Below are 20,116 nucleotides of genomic sequence, written 5' to 3' on the forward strand. Positions count from 1 at the left end.
CCTATGGGAGCGCGGGCTATAATAAATTATAGCCCGCGCTCCCGATTATATGTCATTCTCCCACATCCACGACTAACTTCCCGTACGTCTTCCGGTCCCCCATGAGATTTAGGGCATTCGGAACGTCGTCAAAGGAAAACTGTCCATAAATTAATGGTTGGATTTTACCTTCTTCGTACATGGAACAAAGCGTTTTGTGAATGTTCTCCATTTCCTCTTCATAAAGCCTGGCAAAATAACCCCAATGAACGCCAACGACCGAGTAGTTTTTTACTAGAGCATGATTGGCGGGGGCTTCCGGTATTCGACCACCGGCAAAACCGATGACGAGCAACCGGCCGGCAAACGCAATACATTTACGTGAACGGTCAAAGGTATCGCTGCCGACAGGGTCAAAAATAATATCGGCGCCTTTTCCGTCGGTTTCTTTTTTTACAATGTCAACGAAATCGTCCGCTCGATAATCAATGGCGACGTCCGCGCCTAAATCTTTGCAGACTTGTACTTTCTCGGGACCACCCGCTGTCGCGATAATGCGGGCACCGGTGGCTTTCCCTAATTGAATGGCAGCCGACCCCACGCCACCGGAACCGGCGTGGACGAGCAGGACGTCACCCTCTTTGATATTTCCGCGATGGTGCAGGGCGTAATAGCCGGTTTGATACGTGATATACATGGCAGCCGCTTCATGAAAAGACATTGATTCAGAGACGGTGAAAACGGCGTCTTCCGGTACCGAGACCCATTCGGCTAATCCGCCGGCCGGAAGCGCCGGCCTCGCCAAAACCTTTTGCCCGATCTGAAAAGCGCTTCCTTCCCCGGCCGCTTCCACCGTTCCCGCGATTTCGGCGCCCGGTGTAAAGGGCAATGGTGGTTTTTCCTGATACTTTCCCTGGCATAATAGGATATCGAAAAAATTTAACGCTGCTGTCTGCGTTTTTATCAGCACTTGTCCATTTTCTTGAGCAGGCTTTTCCACCTCTTCCAAAGCCAGTGCCTGTTCCGGGTCTGCGAGTTCTTTCACTTGCCACGCGCGCATGATGTCCGCTCCTTCCTTATCTCTTATTGTTTAAACGCTGCGGTTTGTCCACTTAGGTCAAATAGATTCATCGTCGTCATTTGACCATCCTTCATGATCTATTGATATTTTTTCAGTTCCAATTTTGCAATCGACCGTCTGTGGACTTCGTCGGGGCCGTCGGCGAGTCGTAGGGTTCGGGCACCGGCCCACGCTTTGGCAAGCGAAAAGTCTTCCGTCACACCGCCGCCCCCATGGGCTTGAATGGCGCGATCAATGACGCGCAGTGCCATGCTTGGCGCAACGACTTTGATCATGGCAATTTCCGTACGCCCTTCTTTATTGCCAACGGTATCCATCATATAAGCGGCTTTCATCGTGAGGAGTCGCGCCTGTTCGATTTCGATGCGTGAATCGGCGATCCACTCTTGAATGACGCCTTGTTCCGAAAGCTGTTTTCCGAACGTCGAGCGATCTTGAACACGTTCGCACATGGCTTCAAGCGACTTTTCGGCCAAACCAATTAAGCGCATACAATGATGAATTCGTCCAGGTCCGAGACGACCTTGAGCAATCGCGAAGCCTTTTCCTTCATCCCAGAGGATGTTCGATGCCGGAACACGTACGTTATCGAATTCCACTTCTCCGTGACCTTCGGGCGCGTCGTCATAACCGAAGACCGGCAAATGGCGATGGACGGTCACCCCCGGGGTATTTCTCGGCACTAAAATCATCGACTGTTGCGTATATTTCGGGCCGTCCGGATCCGTTTTTCCCATCACAATCAAGATTTCGCAACGCGCATCCATAATACCCGAAATCCACCATTTTCGCCCGTTGATGACGTATTCATCGCCGTCTTTTTTTATGTTTGTTTCGATGTTTGTTGCATCCGATGATGCGACGCGAGGTTCAGTCATGGCGAATGAGGAGCGTATTTTTCCTTCAAGGAGCGGTTCCAACCACTGTTTTTTTTGCTCCTCTGTTCCATAACGGACAATCGTCTCCATGTTCCCGGTATCGGGTGCCGAACAATTGAACACTTCCGGCGCGATCGCAGAGCGCCCCATAAGTTCACATAGTGGCGCGTATTCCACGTTCGTGAGCCCTGCGCCGTACTCGCCTTCCGGCAAAAATAAATTCCATAAACCCGCTTCTTTCGCTTGTTGCTTCATCTCTTCCATAATCGGAGGTGACTGCCAACGCGTTGCCTGTTGATTTAACTGTTCCTCATATGTTTTTTCATTCGGCTCGATGACCTCTTCCATGAAACGGCTGACTCGATTTTGCAAATCCTTTACCTTATCTGACAAACTAAAATCCACCTTTATTCCCCCTCGTTTAAAAATTTCCACGCGTATTTAATTAAATTGGTCCCTCTTTGGCCATAGTGCCTGAACCGCTCATCTTCCGTTTGTCCATTTTTCCAACGAAAATAGATTTGTTGAACGATAACGGCTAATTTAAAATAAGCAAAAACTTGATAAAAATGAAGCGAGGAACAATCCCGTCCGGTTTTTTCCGCGTACCGTTGAATCAATTCCCGGCGGTTTAAAAACCCGGGTTCTTTGGTAATGGTCGGAAACGTTGATTGTAACAGCTCCGAGTCATCTTGCTGCACCCAGTAACTGAGCACAGCCCCAAGGTCAAAGAGAGGATCTCCGATCGTCGCCATTTCCCAATCGACCACCGCTTTCACTTGACGCAGATCATTTGAGAATAATAGATTATTAAACTTGAAATCGTTATGGATGACGGTCGTCTCTTTGTCGGCGGGGATATTGTCCAGAAACCATTTTTTCAGCTTCTCATACTCGGGAATCTCCTCGGTTTTGGCACGTTCATAGCGTTTAATCCAACCGTGAACCTGGCGCTCCATGAACCCTTCCGGCCGGCCGAACGTGTGGAGACCGGCTGCCTCTGCGTCCACTTGGTGTAACGCTGCCAATGTGTCGATAAAAGTGTGGGAGAGCTCCCGCCCTAAATCTTCCGTTGCTTGTATCCCTTCGGGCAACGATTGATCAATGACGATGCCTTGTTTTCGTTCCATAACGTAGAACGTGGCTTCCATCACCGTATCATCTTCCCCGAGGATATACGGCTTTGGCGCCAGCGGGAATACAGGGTGAAGCCGGGAAAGAATCCCGTACTCCCGTTTCATGTCGTGGGCTTTGGCAGGGAGCGGGCCGAATGGCGGACGACGCAACACCCCTTGCCACTCCCCGCAAGATAAAAGATACGTCAAGTTTGACGCCCCGGCGTAATATTGTTCGACTTGCACCGGTTCATCTTTAGGGATGTCGCTCAAATGTTTTTCCAAAAATGCTTTGACTTTGGTTACATCCAGCTCTTCGCCGCTGCGCACGGATTGTGTCATTTCGTTTCACTCCCCACGGGCATAAACTTTAGTTCGGTTCCGTTATGAAGCCCGACAATGGACGTCGAACTGCCCACGTCTACCGCAAACTCGAACAGCTCATGCAATCCTGATTTTTGGAAATTGCGCCCGACACGCCCCTTGGCCGCAAGTTCCGCAACATTATGAGGATCAATACGTTGGTCCAACGCAAACAGTGCGGCGTCATTTAGGTTGGCATTTTTCACATTCAGGTGGGGGAGAATGATATTTGCGCAAATATAATCCTCCAATGAAAACTGTCCGAGCGAACCTGCGCAAGCGATAATGACTTCTTCCGGAGCTTCTTGGTTGATATAATCCGCGATGGCATGCGCATTTCTCAAGTTTCCCAATAACAAGCGGTTCGCTGTTTTAGCACCGGTAATCGCCCGCGTCCCATTGGAAGATAAAAAGATGATATCTTTGTCTGTGACACGTTCAGATGTATAATCATCCGGTAAATGGGCACAATCAAACCCCTCAACGCGCTTCCCACCGAGCTCTCCACCGGTAAGGGACGAGTGGCCTAGTTCTGCTTTCAATTGATGCGCATCTTCCACACTTGCTGCCGGAAAAATACGATGGGCGCCCCGCTCCATAATGGTGACGAGGGTCGTTGTCGCGAGAAAGACATCGATGACAACAACCGTCGCGCCCTTTAAACTTTCGAGCTTCGTTTCTTCCGTTGTTAACCATAAATGGCATTTTTCCATACTGAATTTATTCACCACCTTTGCGGATCCGAGTGGTTCTAATCAAGTGAAAATACAACTTTCCCTTTTATAACGTCTTCGTCTTTTTGATTTTTCGCGCTTACATCAAACGTGATTTTGTCTTCCTGTTGCTCGCTCACGTTTGCCTGCAGAGAAATGACGTCGTCAAGAAAAACCATGCCCCGAAAACGAATCTGATACGTTTCGATAAACCCTTCTTCGTAATACGGGGTGAAGAGCTTCGCGAGGTTACCCATCGTCCACATGCCGTGTGCGATGATGCCGGGAAGCCCTGCTTTTTCCGCTTCGTCATCAATCGTGTGGATCGGATTATAATCACCGGAGGCGCCCGCGTATTTAATTAAATCAAGACGTGTCACCGGAGGGAGCGTCACGGGCGGCAACGTGTCGCCGGCTTTCTTTTCTACGATCGCACTCATGCTTCCATCCCCCTTCTCACCGCTTCGGTGATAATCACCACTTGTTCGGCGCGGAAAACGAGGTTTCCGCCTTGGTCCTCGCCTTTTCCTTCGAGGCTGAGAATGCCCATCGTGCCGCTTTTTCCCGCTTTTTCCTTGTAATCTTTCACTTCCGTCCAGCAATGGATGTCTTCGCCGACGAGAAGCGGGCGTTCATAATGATAGATTTGCTCGCCGTGAATGAGGCCTTTGTTCGGCAACTCTAACCCTGCGATTTCCCCGTAATCAAACACGCGGGGAAATGTCGGTGGCGCGATGTTGCGTCCATAGCGGGAAGTTTTCCCCGCCTCTTCATCGACGAAAATCGGGTGCGCGTCGCCGATCGCATCGGCGAATTTGCGCACGGCACCCCGTTCGACGGTGTTTTTTACTTTATTCGAAAGGTTACCAATCGCATCTTCAAACATGAGCTCAATCCTCCCTCAATATAATAAGATTTTCTCCAACATTCTCGTTTTTCCTCAAAATTTCATAGGTGTTTGATAGAAGCTGCTCTGAAGGACACTCGTAAGCCTAACGCTTTTGGAATATTCCGATGGAGTGAGATACGGCCTCCCGAAACTCCCCCTATAGGGTAGTTTTCAGAAATTTCTATGATCTAGCTTCTTTTTCACTCCGCGCCTCTCATGGCCGCTTACCCTCCCATGGCTCGCTGGATCGGATCCATACATTCCTTCGTACGGCGTGTCCATGAGGCGGAGGCCGAGGATGCTCCTTTGCGGGGTCTGCGCCCTTATGGAATAGATAAAGATCAGCTCTGCGCTTCCATTGTTCACCCATGTCTATGTTGATTCACAAACGGCTTGTGTTGGCTTTCTCTGGTTTTCTAAGCAGCTTCCTGTCCGGCCATCTGAGGAATGTCCTTGAGCATTTTTTCACCGTCAAACGCGCATTGTTTGGTGGTTATCACAAAGAAAACACGAATGAGCTTGCTACAAAGGGCAATGAGCGATTCCTTGGGTTTTAACGGGCGATGTTGCCGCGTCTTATAATGCTCATGCAAAGCACGAAAGGCCGGGTTGTGATTCGCCAGCGAACGTGCGGCCAGGTATAGGGTTTTGCGTAGGCCGTTTCGTCCGCGTTTGGTGATTTTGGTTTCCCCTTTGAATTGCCCGGATTGGTGCAACCGTAACGTGAGGCCGGCAAGATTTTGAATCTGCTGCGGATGCTCATATTCGTTCATATCTCCTACCTCGGAAAAGAAACTCGCCACAGTCAACAGGTTGACACCCTTGATCGCGATCATTTCTTTGGCCCCGGGAATGGTTGCCACTAAGCCCTTGATTTCTTCATCTATAGCCGCCATGTCTGCCTCGACTTGTTGATAATGCCGGAGTAAGACCTCCAGCTCGCGTTTCGCCATTCGCGCGCCTTGCTTCAGGCTCACGACTGATCGGCGGTTTTTCGTAACGCATCCGCTTTTTTCTTGCCTACCGCTCGTTGGACGACGGTTTTCCAGCCTTCATAAATCTCTTCGGCGGTCATCGCGACGATCTCTTCAGGTAACGGAAAATGCTCGAGCGTATAGAAAGCCGCTTTGCCGCTCCAGTCCTTAAATACCGTTCGGAATTCAGGGAAATACCGATCTAACCAGTTATCGACGCGTCCATGGATCGTTTGCAGATCCGAAGACAGCTGATCGCGTAATTTCATGCCTTCTCGGAGTCCAGCGTAGACACCCTCCGGAAGATTCGGTACAGCGTATCGGCCGTCTTTCATCATCTGGGCGACCACGTGGGCATCTTTGGTATCGTTTTTCGACGGCGAATTGTCATCGAACTCTTTGGCTTTCTTCACGTGCATCGGGTTCACGACGACGAATTGATGGGTTTGTTCCTTGGCCCAATGAGCCAGGTTAAACCAATAGTGCCCGGTCGGTTCACAACCCAAAAGCATATGCGTTTTGTCATGCTCGGTCATTTTTGCTTGCGCCCAAGCCATCAATTGCTCAAAACCGTTGATATTGTTGTCAAAGACCACTTTCTTACCAAATTCATAACCGCGATCATCGACCGCTCGTGCGACGTGTCTTTCTTTTGCGATGTCAATGCCTACAATCAGCGTTTCCGGTGTGATTTGCATCAGTTTGTCGTTACGATTATAATTCATGGTGAGTCCTCCTTGGGGTGTTGAATTTAGGAGTCGATGTTATCCATCGACATCCCGCATGATACCAAGGGGACTCATTTTTTGTTAAACCTCAAATTCTTTCCTGACAGGAATGCTCCTTTAATCTTTTGGTCCGCCGGCGACATAGATGACTTGGCCGCTCACAAACGACGAACGTTCATCAGCGAAAAATGCTACCGCATTAGCGATATCTTCCGCTTTACCACTTCTTGCCACCGGAATTTGTGACACGCTTGCTTCCACGAATTTATCAAAAGAAACGCCAATGCGCTCGGCCGTCGCCTTCGTCATGTCGGTTTCAATGAAGCCGGGGGCGATGCAGTTCGCCGTGATGCCGAACTTCCCAAGTTCAATCGCCAACGTTTTCGTGAACCCTTGCAAGCCTGCTTTTGCCGTCGAATAGTTGGCTTGGCCGCGATTCCCGAGCGCCGACGTCGATGATAGATTGATAATGCGGCCGTATTTTTGCTCGACCATGTACCCCTGCGCCACACTCGCGGCATTGAACGAGCCTTTGAGATGCACATCCATAACCGTTTGCCAATCGTCTTCGCTCATTTTAAAAAGCATGTTATCGCGGATGACACCGGCATTGTTCACGAGAATGTCGATGGAACCGTACGCGTCATGCGCTTCTTTCATCGCTGTTTCCACTTCGGCACGGTTGGTAACGTCCGCTTTAATGGCTAAAACATCTTGGCCGGAAAAGTGCTCCCGCACCTCTGCCAACGCCTCTTCGTTCACATCGATAAGGGCCACTTTCGCGCCGTCATGCACAAGACGTTCGGCAACGCCACGTCCAATGCCTCGGCTTCCTCCGGTCACAAATGCGGTTTGTCCTGAAAAATGTGTCATAGCTTCCACTCCTATCCTAGATTTATTTTTATGTTACACGTGTTGCCCGAGTTTCACATTCCCTTTTAATAGATTTCTGGAAATGATCAGGCGCTGGATTTCATCGGTGCCGTCATAGATTCTCCAGAGACGGGCCTCCCGGTACCAGCGTTCGATGGGAAGTTCTTTCGTATAGCCCATGCCGCCGTGGATTTGCATGACGCGATCGATAATGTCATTGCCTTTCGTCGCCCCAAATAATTTCGCCATCGAGGCCACGTGACGGTTATCCTCTCCGTTGTCCAAACTGAACGCGGCGTTGAGCACCAACCATTTGGCTGCTTCGAGCTCGACCGCGGAGTCCGCGATTTGCCATTGGATACCTTGGCGCGTGGCGATCGGCTTGCCGAACGTTTCCCGCTCATTGGCATAGTCGATGGCCATATTAAGCAAGCGCTCAGACGCTCCAACCGCTGTCGCTCCGACAATCCAACGGGCAAAGCCGATCCATTCCAGCCCCAGATCATACCCGCGGTGGAGCTCACCAAGAATATTGTCTTCCGGGACGCGCACTTGGTCGAAAATAAGCGCCGCCGGCCCCCATTCGCCCATCGTGTCAATGTATTCGGATTTCCAGCCCATGTCCCGTTCCGCGATGAAACAGGTGACACCATCCCGGCCGTTTGCCGCGTGCGCTTCTTTGTTCGTGATCGCGATCACCATGACAAAATCCGCTTCATTACCGCCGGTAATGAACGTTTTCTCGCCGTTCAGCACCCATTCATTTCCATCTTTTTCAGCGGTCATTTTGATGTTTTGCGTATCAGAACCAGCCCCCGGTTCAGTCATGGCAAAGCAGGATTTTTTCTCACCATTGATCGTCGGGATAAGGTATTTTTTCTTTTGTTCGTCGTTGCCGTAATACAAAATGTTGTCGGCCGAACCGCCGAACGTGAACGGGACGAACGTTTTCGACACTTCCATGATGACAAGCGCGTACATGACTTGGCCGAGGTCAGCGCCGCCGTATTCTTCCGGCGTGTTGATGCCCCAGAAACCGGCATCCTTCGCTTTTTGTTGCAGTTCCTCGATTTTTTCTTTGGAGAGGCTCGGTTTGCCTTCCCGTTCATTGCGTAGTACATCATTTTCGAGTGGGATTAGTTCTTTTTCAACAAATTTACGGATGGTGGACTGGACCATTTTCTGTTCTTCGGTTAAGCGTAAATCCATGATGATCGCTCCTCGTATAAAAATAATTTGGTGGTTTCATCGGGCAATCCGTTACTCGGTTTCCAGTGTGAGTGCAATGCCTTGCCCGCCGCCGATACAGGCCGTCACGAGCCCTTTCTTTTCGCCGAGTCGATTTAATTCATAACATAATTTTGTGACGAGCATTCCTCCGGTCGCGGCAATCGGGTGGCCGTGGGCAATCGCTCCGCCGTTGACGTTGAGTTTGTCCATATCAAAGGATAGTTCACGGTCACACGCGAGCACTTGGGCAGCAAACGCTTCATTGAGCTCAATTAAATCATAATCTTCCAGTTTTTCACCGGTTTTTTCAAGCACCTTCTTCACCGCCGGAACCGGTCCGATACCCATAATATTCGGGTCAACGCCCGCAACGGCTGATGCTTTTACTGCTGCCAGCGGTGTCAGGCCTCTTTTTTCCGCTTCCTTCCTTGACATCAGCACTAATGCCGAAGCGCCGTCGTTAATGCCCGACGAACTGCCTGCAGTGACGCTGCCGTCTTTTTTGAATACCGGAGGGAGCTTGCCGAGCGCTTCTTTCGTCACGTCAGGTCGCGGGTGCTCGTCCTGATCAAAGGTGACCGTTCCTTTCCGCGTCTTCACGTCAATGGGAACGATTTGGTCTTTAAAATACCCTTTGTCGATCGCGTTCGCCATGCGCTCTTGGCTTCTTAGTGCGAAAGCATCCTGTTCGTCGCGACTGACTTCATATTTTTCAGCTAGATTTTCCGCTGTAATGCCCATCGGCGGATCCCCGATACGGTCCGGTGACAGCCTCGGATTGATAAACTGTGGCGGCCTTTGGTCATAGGCTTTCTCCTGAACGGCTAATAGGTGCGGACTGCGTGTCATGCTTTCGGTCCCGCCGGCGACGACGACATCCGCGTTCCCGGACATGATTTTCTCAGCGGCAAGTGCGACACTGTTGATGCCCGACCCGCATTGGCGGTCGATCGTAAGACCGGGAATGTCAACAGGCAAATCTGCTTCTAACAGGGAAACACGTGCCATGTTTCCGCCTCCGCTCAAACAATTGCCGAAAATAACATCTTCCACGGATTCTGTTTCCACTTCCACTCGGTTCAAAGCTTCCTTTATCACTTCGCCGCCATATATAGCCGGATCCACGGAAGCCAGTGCCCCGCCTTTTTTCGCGATCGCCGTGCGCACAGCCGAAACGATAACTACATCATCCATTTATAGTCCACCTTTTTAGTAAAATATTTTTTATCTAATCGTTTTCATATTTTCTATGTTTCAACTTTTGTACGCGCTTACATGAGTTGTCTTAATTAATCGCAATACTGAAATTTACATTTTATCTCCATTCACCAGGATATACTAACCGATTAGTATGTTCTCTTAAAATATTACATTAGATACTCAAAGTTTTCAATTATTTTTTCCTTATTTATTTACGAAAATGCTTAAAGATCTTCTTTTTTATACAAATGTTCTTCTAATTCCTCCCTAATCTTTGTTGGAATACACTTCGGATGCTTTTCTACCTTATTAAAAATACCTCGATCGCACCTTAGTTAAGTATGCCTTTTGTTTATCCCAATTCAGATTTTGCCAATACCTCTTTTTTTATTTACGAATTCCGAGAGTCTATAGATATTACCCCTCCAATTACGCCGAGACCGGTATGAGAATGATGTTATTGCCCCACCTAATTTGATCTCAGTGAATTCAACAGTATCTCATTTTCCATTAAAACTGGGAAAACTGGGTCGCGTTTTTCCTTAAATGCTGTTACGCCTTCTTGTTGGTCTTCTGTTGATCTGACCAATGAGTAGCTTGTCTCCTGAATGTCAAATAACTGGGCATCTATGCCTTTCTTCCCGTAGGAGTAAAGCTGACCCTCTCGTCATTCATCGAGACTGACCCGACAATATCTATTGATGATTTATACTTCAACACAAAATCCCCTCGCAAAGACAAACAATGATATAAAATCCAAGTATCGAAAATTAAGGCGTTACAATATGAATAGGATTATTAAAGTTATCTAACAATGTAAGAAATTCATTGAGTCTATTTTGCTTGCCGGTTATTTCAAGCTTATTAGATGAAACCGCTTGATCCACAGTTAAATCTCCCAGAGCGATCGCATAAAATATCGATTTATCCGTCTTAAGTGAAACATCCGGATCCGCATTCAACTTATCCGCCTTATTCAAAACAGAATTCTCCAAAGTAATCGTGTAATTTTCTCCTGAGTCTGTCAGGGATATATTCATGGTGATTTTCTTTCCCTCCGCTTTTGGAGCATCTAGCTTCACAGCCAACAATTTGAAGAATTCATCAAATGGCATACACTGTATCATTTCAGGCATCCCTTTTTTTGCTGCCCGTTCTTTCTTGATGTACCCATTTCTAAGTTCGGCAGCTCCTGTAAGATAACTGTTTCTCCAATTTGCTGATTCCGCTTGATAACCTAATTGCTCGAAACTGTCCGCAAGCAATTCTTTTGCTTCCGTATTCTCCGGATCGGCCATGACGACGTGTTTCAATACTTGAGCAACCCAACGATATTCGCCGTTTTCATAATCAGCTTTTGCACGTTTTAAGATATTTGCGGCACCGCCCATATATTCGACATATTTCTGCCCTGACTCAACCTGAGGCAAAGCGTCCAAATCAGAAGGATGCCCACTATAATACCCTAAATAAAAATTATAAACACCTTTGGAATTGTGCTTTAGCGTTCCATAGTATTCGCGGTTCCCCCAATATTTACCTAGCGAATCCGGTAGCTTGAGCAGGTCCGCGATTTCATCCATTGTGTATCCATGGTTAGCCAACCGAATCGTTTGATCATGAATGTATTTGTATAAATCGCGTTGTAATTTCAAATGTTCAAATGCCTGTTCTTTTCCCCAGATCGGCCAGGCATGGATCATGACTAAGGCATCAATCTCACTTTCTTCGAATAAATCGATCGTTCTTTCGATCGCCTTCACCCATTCTAATGTATCCCGTGTTTTTGTTCCCCGAATGGTATAGAGTTGATGCATCGTTTTATTAGCATTCTCCGATACAAAAAGTGCTTTATAGCCTTGAATATAACAATGCATCTCTGCCGGGGCTTCGGTATTTGGCGTTAATAAAAATTGAAAAGCAACGCCATCAATGTTCATCTCCTCACATTCATTTTTTATTTCCATGGTCGGCATGGCAAAACCGGATTCGGCATTACCAAAGACTGATCCAATCCCTGCGTTTATATATCCTTTTTCTCCAATAGGTAAATCAAACCCAAATTGATAACCGGAACGACGAGCCATTATGAGGCCTAACAGTACATTTTCGCTAAACAATTCTTTCGTAAAATGCTCCGGAACTATAATAGGAATATTGGGATCATCCGCATACTCAAGGATTGATTTGGTACCGCCAAAATGATCGGCATGGCTTTGACTGATGATGATTGCAGTAACCGGTGTTTTTGGTCTATTCCTATAATATAATTCCATCGCTGCTTTCGCGGTCGGTTTTCCAGATAGTGTATCAATGACGATAACTCCTGTTTTTCCTTCTACGAAAATGGTTGTGGCAAGTGCAAGCCCGCGAACTTGATAAACACCTTCCACAACTTGATATAGACCGGCTGTGGCTTGCAATTGCGAATTTCTCCATAAACTTGGATTAACAGTGTCCGGTGCGGGACTTTCTAGAACCCCTAGATCTTTTATTCTATTTTCATAAGGGGCAATTAAGCCTCGATGTGCATCTTCAAAATCTTGTTTGTCTTCAAAGTTTAGATACTTCAAAAATTCTTCATGTATGTCTTTTGTAAAAGAAGTGGCAGCCTTAGATTGTTCTGATGTAGAATTCGTCATGTTATCCCTCCCGAAAATGAGTTCAGTATTTATAGTTTTTCTTTGGGGTGAAAAGCGTCCCTTTGTAACCGCTCACCAAGCATTCACGACTGTAACGCCCATCGTGTTATACTGCCCCATTCCTTCGAGGACGCACTCGCCTCCTCAATGGAGATACGGTTTGTTACCAGTTTATCAGGGTTTAGTTTTCCGGATCCAATCATTTTCAGCATCGTTGGATAATTAGGGGCTTGCATGCCAAACGATCCAATAAACTGCAATTCTTTCAGCGTCATGATATCGATAGGGAGAGTAACCATTCCTTGTTCCTCACTCGTTGTCAAACCAATTTGAACATGGCGTCCACGCTTCCGAAGCGATAACACTGAATTCAGCGTCGTCTCAGCAATGCCAAGTGCATCAATCGAAACTTGCGCACCACCTTTTGTAATGTCTTGAATGGCTTCCCACGGGTTTGTTTCCGTACTGTTGATCGTTACATCTGCACCGACGGTCTTCGCAAAATCAAGCTTGTCCTGACTAATATCAACGACAATGACGTTGGCACCTGCCGCATTTGCAATATGTGTTGCCGCCAAACCAACACCACCAACACTATAAACAGCGACCCATTCGCCAGGTTGAACTTTTGCCTGTTCAATAACCCCATGAAAAGAGGTCATGAAACGGCATCCAACACTGGCACCTGCTTCAAAACTTACTGATTCAGGTGATTTAACCATGTTCAAATCTGCATTCGGAATGGCTGTGTATTCTCCATAACCTCCCCAGTATGAAAAACCGGGCATTTGCAGATTATCGCGTTGTGATGACCTGACAAACATTGTTCACACGTTCCGTCTCCCTGGGTGAACGGAACAATGACACGATCACCTTTTTTGAAATTTGTTATATTCTTTCCAACCTCTTCAACAATGCCAGTAAATTCATGACCCATGACCTACGGCATTTCGAATGATTGACCGACCCAGGTTTGGTCACCCATCCACGCATGCCAGTCAGAACGGCAAACCCCGTTCGCTTTAACCCGAACGATGCCTCCTTCGCATCAACAGAAGGATCATCAATTTGACGGACAACCAACGGTTTCTTTAACTCTTCCATAACTGCTGCTTTCATGTGATTAATCCCTTAAGAAATTCAGGTGTACGGCGCTATTGGGGGGTAATTAGGTTAAATGTTTAACTCTTGCTATTTATCCCTTCTTAATAAACTGAAACTTTGACCTGAAGGTCCTTTATCTTTTTGAGTAGCTAAAAATAATGCTAACGGGACTACGTCTTCAGGATTTTTTATCCATTCACTATCCAAACCATTTAGCTTTTCATCATTCTGCTTTTTAAATACTTCACCTTCATTTGTAAGTCCGGTTCGCACTGGGCCGGGGATGATTTCATTAATGCTGATGTTATATTGCCAAAGCTCCTGGGCTAAAACACGCGTTAACATCCCTAATCCAGCTTTTGAAGAAGCGTAAGCTGAATAACCTGATTTTGCCCGATATCCAGCACCTGAGCCAATCGTGATTATTTTTCCAGCACTCTGCTTTTTCATATATGGAATAACGGAATATGCACAAAAGTACGGTCCGACTAAATTAACATCCAGTGTTTTGCGCCAATTCTCCGGATTGCTTTCTTCTACAGTGTTGCGGTCAGCATTTAGACCGGCATTTATCATTAAGATGTCAACAACACCGAAATGCTCGATTGTTCTTTCTATTAAATTATTAACCGAATCCATTTGTGTAACATCTGTTTTTACCGCCAAGGATTCCCCATTACGCTTTTTTATTTCCTCTGAGGTTTCTAAAATCTCTTTCTCGGTTCTTGCTGCACATACAACCGATGCTCCATTATCAGCGTAAGCAATCGCAATAGCCCTTCCAATTCCTCTTCCTGCTCCCGTTATTACCGCAACTTGTCCATTCAAAGGTCTCTCATCCATTATTGTTTTTCTCCTCTCTAATATTTTTACACTTAACCTTTTAAGAATGTTCTACCCTACATAATAGAACGGAAATGATCACCGATGATTGGCTTCACCTTCTCAGGAACTTCCACATGAATAAAATGTCCTGCATTAGGTATAATGTGAACGTTTGCCTGAGATAGCTGCTCTTCCTGCGTTTTGTATGCAAACTCATAATCTATATATCGATCTTTTTCTCCCCACAATATAGTGACATGTGTTTTAAGTTTTGACAGATTCAGATAAGGTTCAACTAACTTCTGATTCGCTGATCTATACAAGTCTAAAACGACATTTCTTGATTGCTCTGTTTGAAAGACACAGTAAAAATCTTCGAGAACATCTTCATCTACTCCAGGAACCTCATTTTTCATGTTTTTCATCCATAAAGCTTTATTGCTCATTTTTTCCATAACTTTTTCGCCTTCCCCGGGCGTCCTCCATTTCCTTGCAATTGAATGCCATTTATATTCAGGGTGTAAAGAAGTATCACTAATCACTAAACTTGATACTTTTTCTGGATGATCGCATGCCCATCTTAATCCAATAAGACCACCCCAATCGTGGACAATAAGATGAATATCGTCTAATTGAAGTGTTCTCATAAAGTTATTTATGAAAATAAGATAATTTTCCCAAGTAGATTTTGTTTTAAATTGCTCACTTTTGCCAAATCCAGGCAGGTCCGGAGCGATCGCACGAAATCCTAATGAAACAATTTCTGGGATAATATGTTTCCAAAGCATGCCCGACTCTGGTACACCGTGAAGCAGTAATACAGGCAGGCTATCCTTCGGCCCTTCATCGAAATAAGAAACCTTCTGTCCGTTCAATTCCATCGTTTGTTTTTTAATCATTCATCTCTCCCTCTCTAAATAATTAAGTTAGCTCAAATTCAAATGATGATTTCTTTAAATCGCATTCACTAGAATATCTTTGTGCTCCTCCTTAGAAAAGCGCTATAATTCAAAAGCTTGCATAACTTCTATTAAAACTGATTGATTTCCGTCAACTTGGACATTACTATCTTCCATGACTTCTTCAATTTCTAATTTTCCTAGTACAAAAGAAATCCATAGATTACTAGATATTTTCAAAGTAATATCTGGATCGATTGGCTCCTCCTCCAAGAATTCAGCGACACCTTTTCTCACATCCAGACCAAAACACTCAGTTAAATCACTAAAACAAATTTTTAATAACTTATTGATTTGTCCTAACTTTTCCGGATCAATTTTATATTCTAATAATTTAATTGATTTTTCGATCGGAAGAAATGGATTAGATATATTGTTAAGATCAATCTTTCCCTCTAAATGTAAGGCTTGAGAAAGATAAAACCCTCTGGATGATAGTGCAGGTGTCGCTTGACCCATTTCTCTTAACGCTTTTGCTTTAATTAGTCGAGCTTGTTCCTTGTCAGGATGGATATTTAATACATGTGTAATCAATTCAGCTGTCCAAGCATACTCTCTTTCTTTCAAAGCTTTTTCTGAAGCCTGTATTACTTTCTCGATTCCTCCAAAACCTTCAACTATCTTCTCAGATCTATACTGGGTAGACATTGGATTAATGTCGGCAGCATCAAGACTAAACCAACCAATTAATCCACTATATATACCTTTCACTTGGTGAGTAAGTTCTCCATACACTTCTTTTAAACGAGGATGGTTGGCAAGATGCTCTGGTAATGTTACCTCTTCAGCGATCTCATCCGATTTTAGTCCCTTATTAATTCCGCGAATTGTTTGGGAATATATAAAAGCAATAGCATCTCGATAATTAGTTGCCAATTCATAGCTTGATTCTTTCGTGGAAACAGGCTCTCCATGTGCTGGTATTAATATTTTCGGATTTAATTTGCGAACCTGATCGATTCCTTCCAACCAGTAGAGCGGATCGCGGTATGGCTGCCCTCTTAACGTATACAAGTTCGGGAGTACATGCCAAATACTATTCGTAATGACGGTATCATGCTCTGGAAGCCATGCGGTTATTGAATCCATAGTGTCTGAAGGGGTATGAAAAAATTGGAATCTCACTCCATCAATCTCCATCTCCTCCTTATCTTGCACTCCATATGTCGGCTGCACATAACCAGAACTTTTATCAGCTTCTACCCCTCCGTCATATGAAACAGGAGGTGCATCAGGACCTACTTTTGGAAGGTAAAAGCCAAAATGCTGTGCTGTTGTTTTCTTTAACATTTTCCCTAACTCCACTGAAGAATTTAGCACGTTTTTATGCACATCCGGATGAGCAATAACCTCTATATCTATCCCTTCAAAACCTTTTGGAACAAATTGTCTGGCTCCATTAGTGTAGTGATTATGGGAATAAATAACTGCTTTAACCGGTTTATCTGTGAAGTTACGAATCGCCTCGAACTTCTGCTTTCCAACGCCCATATTAAACCCCGTATCCCAAATAATTAAACCATTATCCCCTTGGATGACGACGGTATTATCAATGGAAAAATGTTCTAGCACAGCTATTTTGTCTGTAAGATGAGTAACTTTAGGTTTGCTTACTTGCGAATAATATTCGCCCATTTGTTTATTTACAATCGCTCCGTTTGACATTGTTACTTTTTCTGCCGGTTCACTCATATATCGATTCTTTTTTTTTACCATCTACACTAGAACCTCCTTGATTCTTTATTATTACCGAAGAAATTTTACTAGTTTAATCGACGGCTTTTGACCTTAACTCTGACCTCTATTTTTCGAAGAATTAACTATAGACGTAGCATGCAGGACTGTATGGCTTCATTAAAAATGAATACCAAAAGAAGCATGGTCATATTTTATGAAGGTAGCATTGTGCAGCTATCAGGATGGGGATCAAATATAATAAACCTCTTTTACACAAATTAGTTAATAGTAGTTACTTCATAACACTTTATACAAATTGTTTATAAATGTTTCGCATAATAAAATTTTGATTTTTATCAGCACATTTTTGAATGGCTTCTTTTTTCAACTTCTTCGCTTCTTCATGATCTTGTGATAAAACCAATATGTCCACAAGGTGTAAGGCCATCTGATAGCTTCCTTTATCCATTAAAGATCGGCATTTTTTGAGAATAACTTGAGGATTTTGAACAAGAGAATACATTTCAGCAGCCACATCTTCTTGTTTACAAGGGCTTAGATGAGTTGGATTTCCGTCAAACCACCCAGTATAGCGCCTATAAATACCTCTAATTGCAAACTCTAAACAACCGTATGACTGTTTCACATAAGGACTGTTTTGTAGATGTTCCGGTAATTGTATTAACTCCAAAGCATCTCCAAGTTGAGTACCCTTATTGATATGTGCAATTACTTCATTATGAACAAATTTAAGTGTATCAATGACATCTTGTAACGCAGATTTAATTTGATCCTTCCCTGTGATTGCTTTTCCATGCCCCGGAATTAGAATCTCCGGCTCTAGTTGCTTAATTCTTTCCAGCGTTTCATACCATTCCCGTTCGTAGCGAATGACCTTTAACGGGTTTCCAATGTTCGGAAAAGACCATACAAAGAAGTCACCGCAGTAAACAACATCATCCTCCGGAATATGAATAAAACAATGGTCATCTGTTTCTCCTTTACCATGAATAATGTGAATATTCTTATCGTCCAATGAGATATTATGGTTTTGTCTAAAGGTTATATCAGGGGGGACTACATCATACGATCGCATGCTGCTTAGTTTATTTTGAAATTGCGCAGAATTAATACGATTGTGATGATCTTCTAATAGTTTGTACTTAAAATGCCTTTCCTTAACATTTTCATGGGCTATCACACTAGTGCAGAATGGCTGAAATAAACGATCACACCTGTAAAGGACGACCTTTGTAGGTCCAACGAAACGGCTTGGCTAGAATTCGATTGTAATAATCGATGTATTGAGCCAAACGATGAGCCAAGTCTTCGACCGAATGAAAGCTTGCTCTCGGATTGATTAAATCACGGGATAGAATGCTAAACCAAAGTTCAATTTGATTGAGCCATGAGCAGTGCTTTGGTGTATAAATAAACCGGATACGATGATGCTTGTCTTTGAGAAATTTCTTTCGGGTCTTTTGAGACTTTAGAATGCCGGAACGTCTTTTTTGACCGAGCGAATCCTGTGGAATACCGCATTGTTCAGCGACAAAACGGACCAAAGATTCGGATTGATGTGTATTGAGTTGATCTGCCACAAAAACATACGAAGCCTCCGGATCTTGATCTATAACGTTTCCAATGTGCTCAACAAAGTCTTCTTCTTTTCGGGTTGGTCGAATCATTGGAGCCACGATTCTTCCCGTTTGAACGTCCCGGGAGGCAATCAGTCCGGTTGTTCCATGTCGGATATATTCTTGTTCTCGTTTTTCCGGAGAACCCGGCTTCATCGGTTTTAATGCACGGGCATGTTCCAAGGCTTGAATGCCAGTTTTTTCATCCGTGCATAGGACATACTCGTCTCGCTTCGTCGCTTCTTGATAGATGTCACAAACGTCTCCCATTTCTTCTCAATGCTGTTCGGGATCATCAATCTTTGGATTCAACCATACGTTGCTTTGATGGGGTTTTAGGTCGGCCGCATTTAAAAAACGCGAGACACTTCTGGTTGAAATACTTTCCACGATACCTTCTTCCTTCGCTTGTCGAGCGAGTTTTCCGTGTGTCCAATGGCTAAACGGTAAATCTTTGTCTTTCGGAGACTGACAAGATAAGGTCCATATTTGGGCGACCTGTTCATCTGTAAAGAAACGTGGCTTTCCCGACCGTTGTTCATCGCTAAGGACGGAATGGATCGCTTCTTTTAACGCCCGCGGCCGTTCGGTTTCAATTTGAGCGATGGCTTCGGCTGAATGAGCCCAACGATTGCGCCACTTTTTGACCTGGTTTCGGTTAAGATGACTCTGCCTTGAGATTTGTTTATTGTTCATACCATCGGTGGCTTGCAAGATGATATGCGCACGTGTTTTCAGATGAAGAGGCGTATGCGTCCCTCTGTCCAGTTTTTCAAGGATTTGACGTTCTTTTTGACTGAGTTCTATGGTTGCCGCTTGTCGAGTAACCATCATGGCACTCACCCCGTATCTATGATTCTACGAACAGGATAACATTGGGGTGAGAGGATAATTCAACCATCGTGCACTAGTATCTTCTTCCTTGAATACATGAGTGGAATTAACATGATCTAAATGACCATGTGTATAAATAATGTATTTAATAGGTAAATCTGTTCTTTCACGAATAGCATGGTAAATATTTTGAGCATATTTATTACTCATATTCGTGTCAATTACCACTACCCCTTGAGAAGTGATGATGACACCAACATTTGCCCAACCTTTTACATAGTAATAGCCTTTAGTGCATTCAATAAACTTAACATCATTTTGAAAATTTGCTGACGTATGTTCCATCACTCGATCAATACTTTGAAGAGATTTTTCCGTACTCATTAATGTGATTCCTCCTTCATTTGTTGAACTT

The 20,116-nt window shown here is 44.8% G+C and carries 20 protein-coding genes and 1 pseudogene; all 21 read right to left on the reverse strand.

All coding sequences use genetic code 11. The annotated features are described in order from the left end of the window. Positions 1-52: 52 nt before the first annotated feature. The 21 genes and pseudogenes from HUG20_RS11665 to HUG20_RS11755 all read right to left on the reverse strand — a co-directional run bounded on the left by HUG20_RS11665 (position 53) and on the right by HUG20_RS11755 (position 20,085). Positions 53-1,039, reverse strand: a complete 987-nt coding sequence (locus tag HUG20_RS11665; RefSeq protein ID WP_200084857.1) for an NADPH:quinone oxidoreductase family protein — start codon at positions 1,037-1,039, stop codon at positions 53-55. Positions 1,040-1,137: 98 nt separating this feature from the next. Continuing rightward, complete coding sequence (locus HUG20_RS11670; protein WP_200084858.1) at positions 1,138-2,343, reverse strand: acyl-CoA dehydrogenase family protein; 1,206 nt, start codon at positions 2,341-2,343, stop codon at positions 1,138-1,140. A 2-nt stretch (positions 2,344-2,345) separates the two neighbouring features. Next, positions 2,346-3,395 (reverse strand): phosphotransferase family protein, encoded by a 1,050-nt coding sequence (locus HUG20_RS11675; RefSeq protein ID WP_200084859.1) that lies wholly within the window; start codon positions 3,393-3,395, stop codon positions 2,346-2,348. Then, entirely contained in the window at positions 3,392-4,129 is a 738-nt protein-coding gene (locus tag HUG20_RS11680; RefSeq protein ID WP_200084860.1) for a 2-phosphosulfolactate phosphatase, read from the reverse strand. Before HUG20_RS11680 ends, HUG20_RS11675 begins: the two co-directional genes overlap by 4 nt. Positions 4,130-4,167: 38 nt before the next feature. Then, positions 4,168-4,569, reverse strand: coding sequence for a MaoC/PaaZ C-terminal domain-containing protein (locus tag HUG20_RS11685; protein WP_200084861.1), 402 nt, complete (start codon positions 4,567-4,569; stop codon positions 4,168-4,170). After that, positions 4,566-5,015, reverse strand: coding sequence for a MaoC family dehydratase N-terminal domain-containing protein (locus tag HUG20_RS11690; RefSeq protein ID WP_200084862.1), 450 nt, complete (start codon positions 5,013-5,015; stop codon positions 4,566-4,568). Before HUG20_RS11690 ends, HUG20_RS11685 begins: the two co-directional genes overlap by 4 nt. Positions 5,016-5,434: 419 nt before the next feature. Then, positions 5,435-6,717, reverse strand: a pseudogene (locus tag HUG20_RS11695) (IS110 family RNA-guided transposase). Between the two features lie 120 nt (positions 6,718-6,837). Continuing rightward, positions 6,838-7,593 (reverse strand): 3-oxoacyl-ACP reductase FabG, encoded by a 756-nt coding sequence (fabG, locus tag HUG20_RS11700; RefSeq protein WP_200084863.1) that lies wholly within the window; start codon positions 7,591-7,593, stop codon positions 6,838-6,840. A 33-nt stretch (positions 7,594-7,626) separates the two neighbouring features. Further along, complete coding sequence (locus HUG20_RS11705; RefSeq protein WP_200084864.1) at positions 7,627-8,802, reverse strand: acyl-CoA dehydrogenase family protein; 1,176 nt, start codon at positions 8,800-8,802, stop codon at positions 7,627-7,629. Between the two features lie 51 nt (positions 8,803-8,853). After that, entirely contained in the window at positions 8,854-10,017 is a 1,164-nt protein-coding gene (locus tag HUG20_RS11710; protein ID WP_200084865.1) for a thiolase family protein, read from the reverse strand. A gap of 776 nt (positions 10,018-10,793) precedes the next feature. Continuing rightward, positions 10,794-12,665: an alkyl/aryl-sulfatase gene (locus HUG20_RS11715; protein WP_200084866.1), complete on the reverse strand. Its 1,872-nt coding sequence runs from the start codon at positions 12,663-12,665 to the stop codon at positions 10,794-10,796. Between the two features lie 83 nt (positions 12,666-12,748). Then, positions 12,749-13,489 (reverse strand): zinc-binding dehydrogenase, encoded by a 741-nt coding sequence (locus HUG20_RS11720; protein WP_343073172.1) that lies wholly within the window; start codon positions 13,487-13,489, stop codon positions 12,749-12,751. Beyond that, a complete protein-coding gene (locus HUG20_RS19810; protein ID WP_343073173.1) occupies positions 13,390-13,602 on the reverse strand; it encodes an alcohol dehydrogenase catalytic domain-containing protein in 213 nt (70 codons plus the stop codon). Before HUG20_RS19810 ends, HUG20_RS11720 begins: the two co-directional genes overlap by 100 nt. After that, positions 13,554-13,784 carry a hypothetical protein gene (locus HUG20_RS19815; protein ID WP_343073219.1) on the reverse strand — a complete coding sequence of 77 codons (231 nt, stop codon included), beginning with the start codon at positions 13,782-13,784 and terminating at the stop codon, positions 13,554-13,556. Before HUG20_RS19815 ends, HUG20_RS19810 begins: the two co-directional genes overlap by 49 nt. 72 nt (positions 13,785-13,856) lie before the next feature. Then, positions 13,857-14,612, reverse strand: coding sequence for an SDR family NAD(P)-dependent oxidoreductase (locus tag HUG20_RS11725; RefSeq protein ID WP_200084867.1), 756 nt, complete (start codon positions 14,610-14,612; stop codon positions 13,857-13,859). A gap of 56 nt (positions 14,613-14,668) precedes the next feature. Then, complete coding sequence (locus HUG20_RS11730; RefSeq protein WP_200084868.1) at positions 14,669-15,493, reverse strand: alpha/beta fold hydrolase; 825 nt, start codon at positions 15,491-15,493, stop codon at positions 14,669-14,671. A gap of 102 nt (positions 15,494-15,595) precedes the next feature. After that, positions 15,596-17,269, reverse strand: a complete 1,674-nt coding sequence (locus HUG20_RS11735; RefSeq protein ID WP_200084869.1) for an alkyl sulfatase dimerization domain-containing protein — start codon at positions 17,267-17,269, stop codon at positions 15,596-15,598. A gap of 268 nt (positions 17,270-17,537) precedes the next feature. Then, the gene (locus HUG20_RS11740) at positions 17,538-18,326 is read right to left on the reverse strand and encodes an alkyl sulfatase dimerization domain-containing protein (RefSeq protein ID WP_211199985.1); all 789 of its coding nucleotides are present in this window, start codon (positions 18,324-18,326) and stop codon (positions 17,538-17,540) included. A gap of 133 nt (positions 18,327-18,459) precedes the next feature. Continuing rightward, on the reverse strand, positions 18,460-19,137 hold the full coding sequence (locus tag HUG20_RS11745; protein ID WP_200084871.1) for a transposase: 678 nt from the start codon (positions 19,135-19,137) through the stop codon (positions 18,460-18,462). Between the two features lie 6 nt (positions 19,138-19,143). After that, positions 19,144-19,701 carry a helix-turn-helix domain-containing protein gene (locus HUG20_RS11750; RefSeq protein ID WP_200084872.1) on the reverse strand — a complete coding sequence of 186 codons (558 nt, stop codon included), beginning with the start codon at positions 19,699-19,701 and terminating at the stop codon, positions 19,144-19,146. A 24-nt stretch (positions 19,702-19,725) separates the two neighbouring features. Next, positions 19,726-20,085, reverse strand: coding sequence for an MBL fold metallo-hydrolase (locus HUG20_RS11755; protein WP_200084873.1), 360 nt, complete (start codon positions 20,083-20,085; stop codon positions 19,726-19,728). Positions 20,086-20,116: the final 31 nt, after the last annotated feature.

This window comes from Salicibibacter cibi, from assembly GCF_016495865.1.
Taxonomy (GTDB): domain Bacteria; phylum Bacillota; class Bacilli; order Bacillales; family Marinococcaceae; genus Salicibibacter; species Salicibibacter cibi.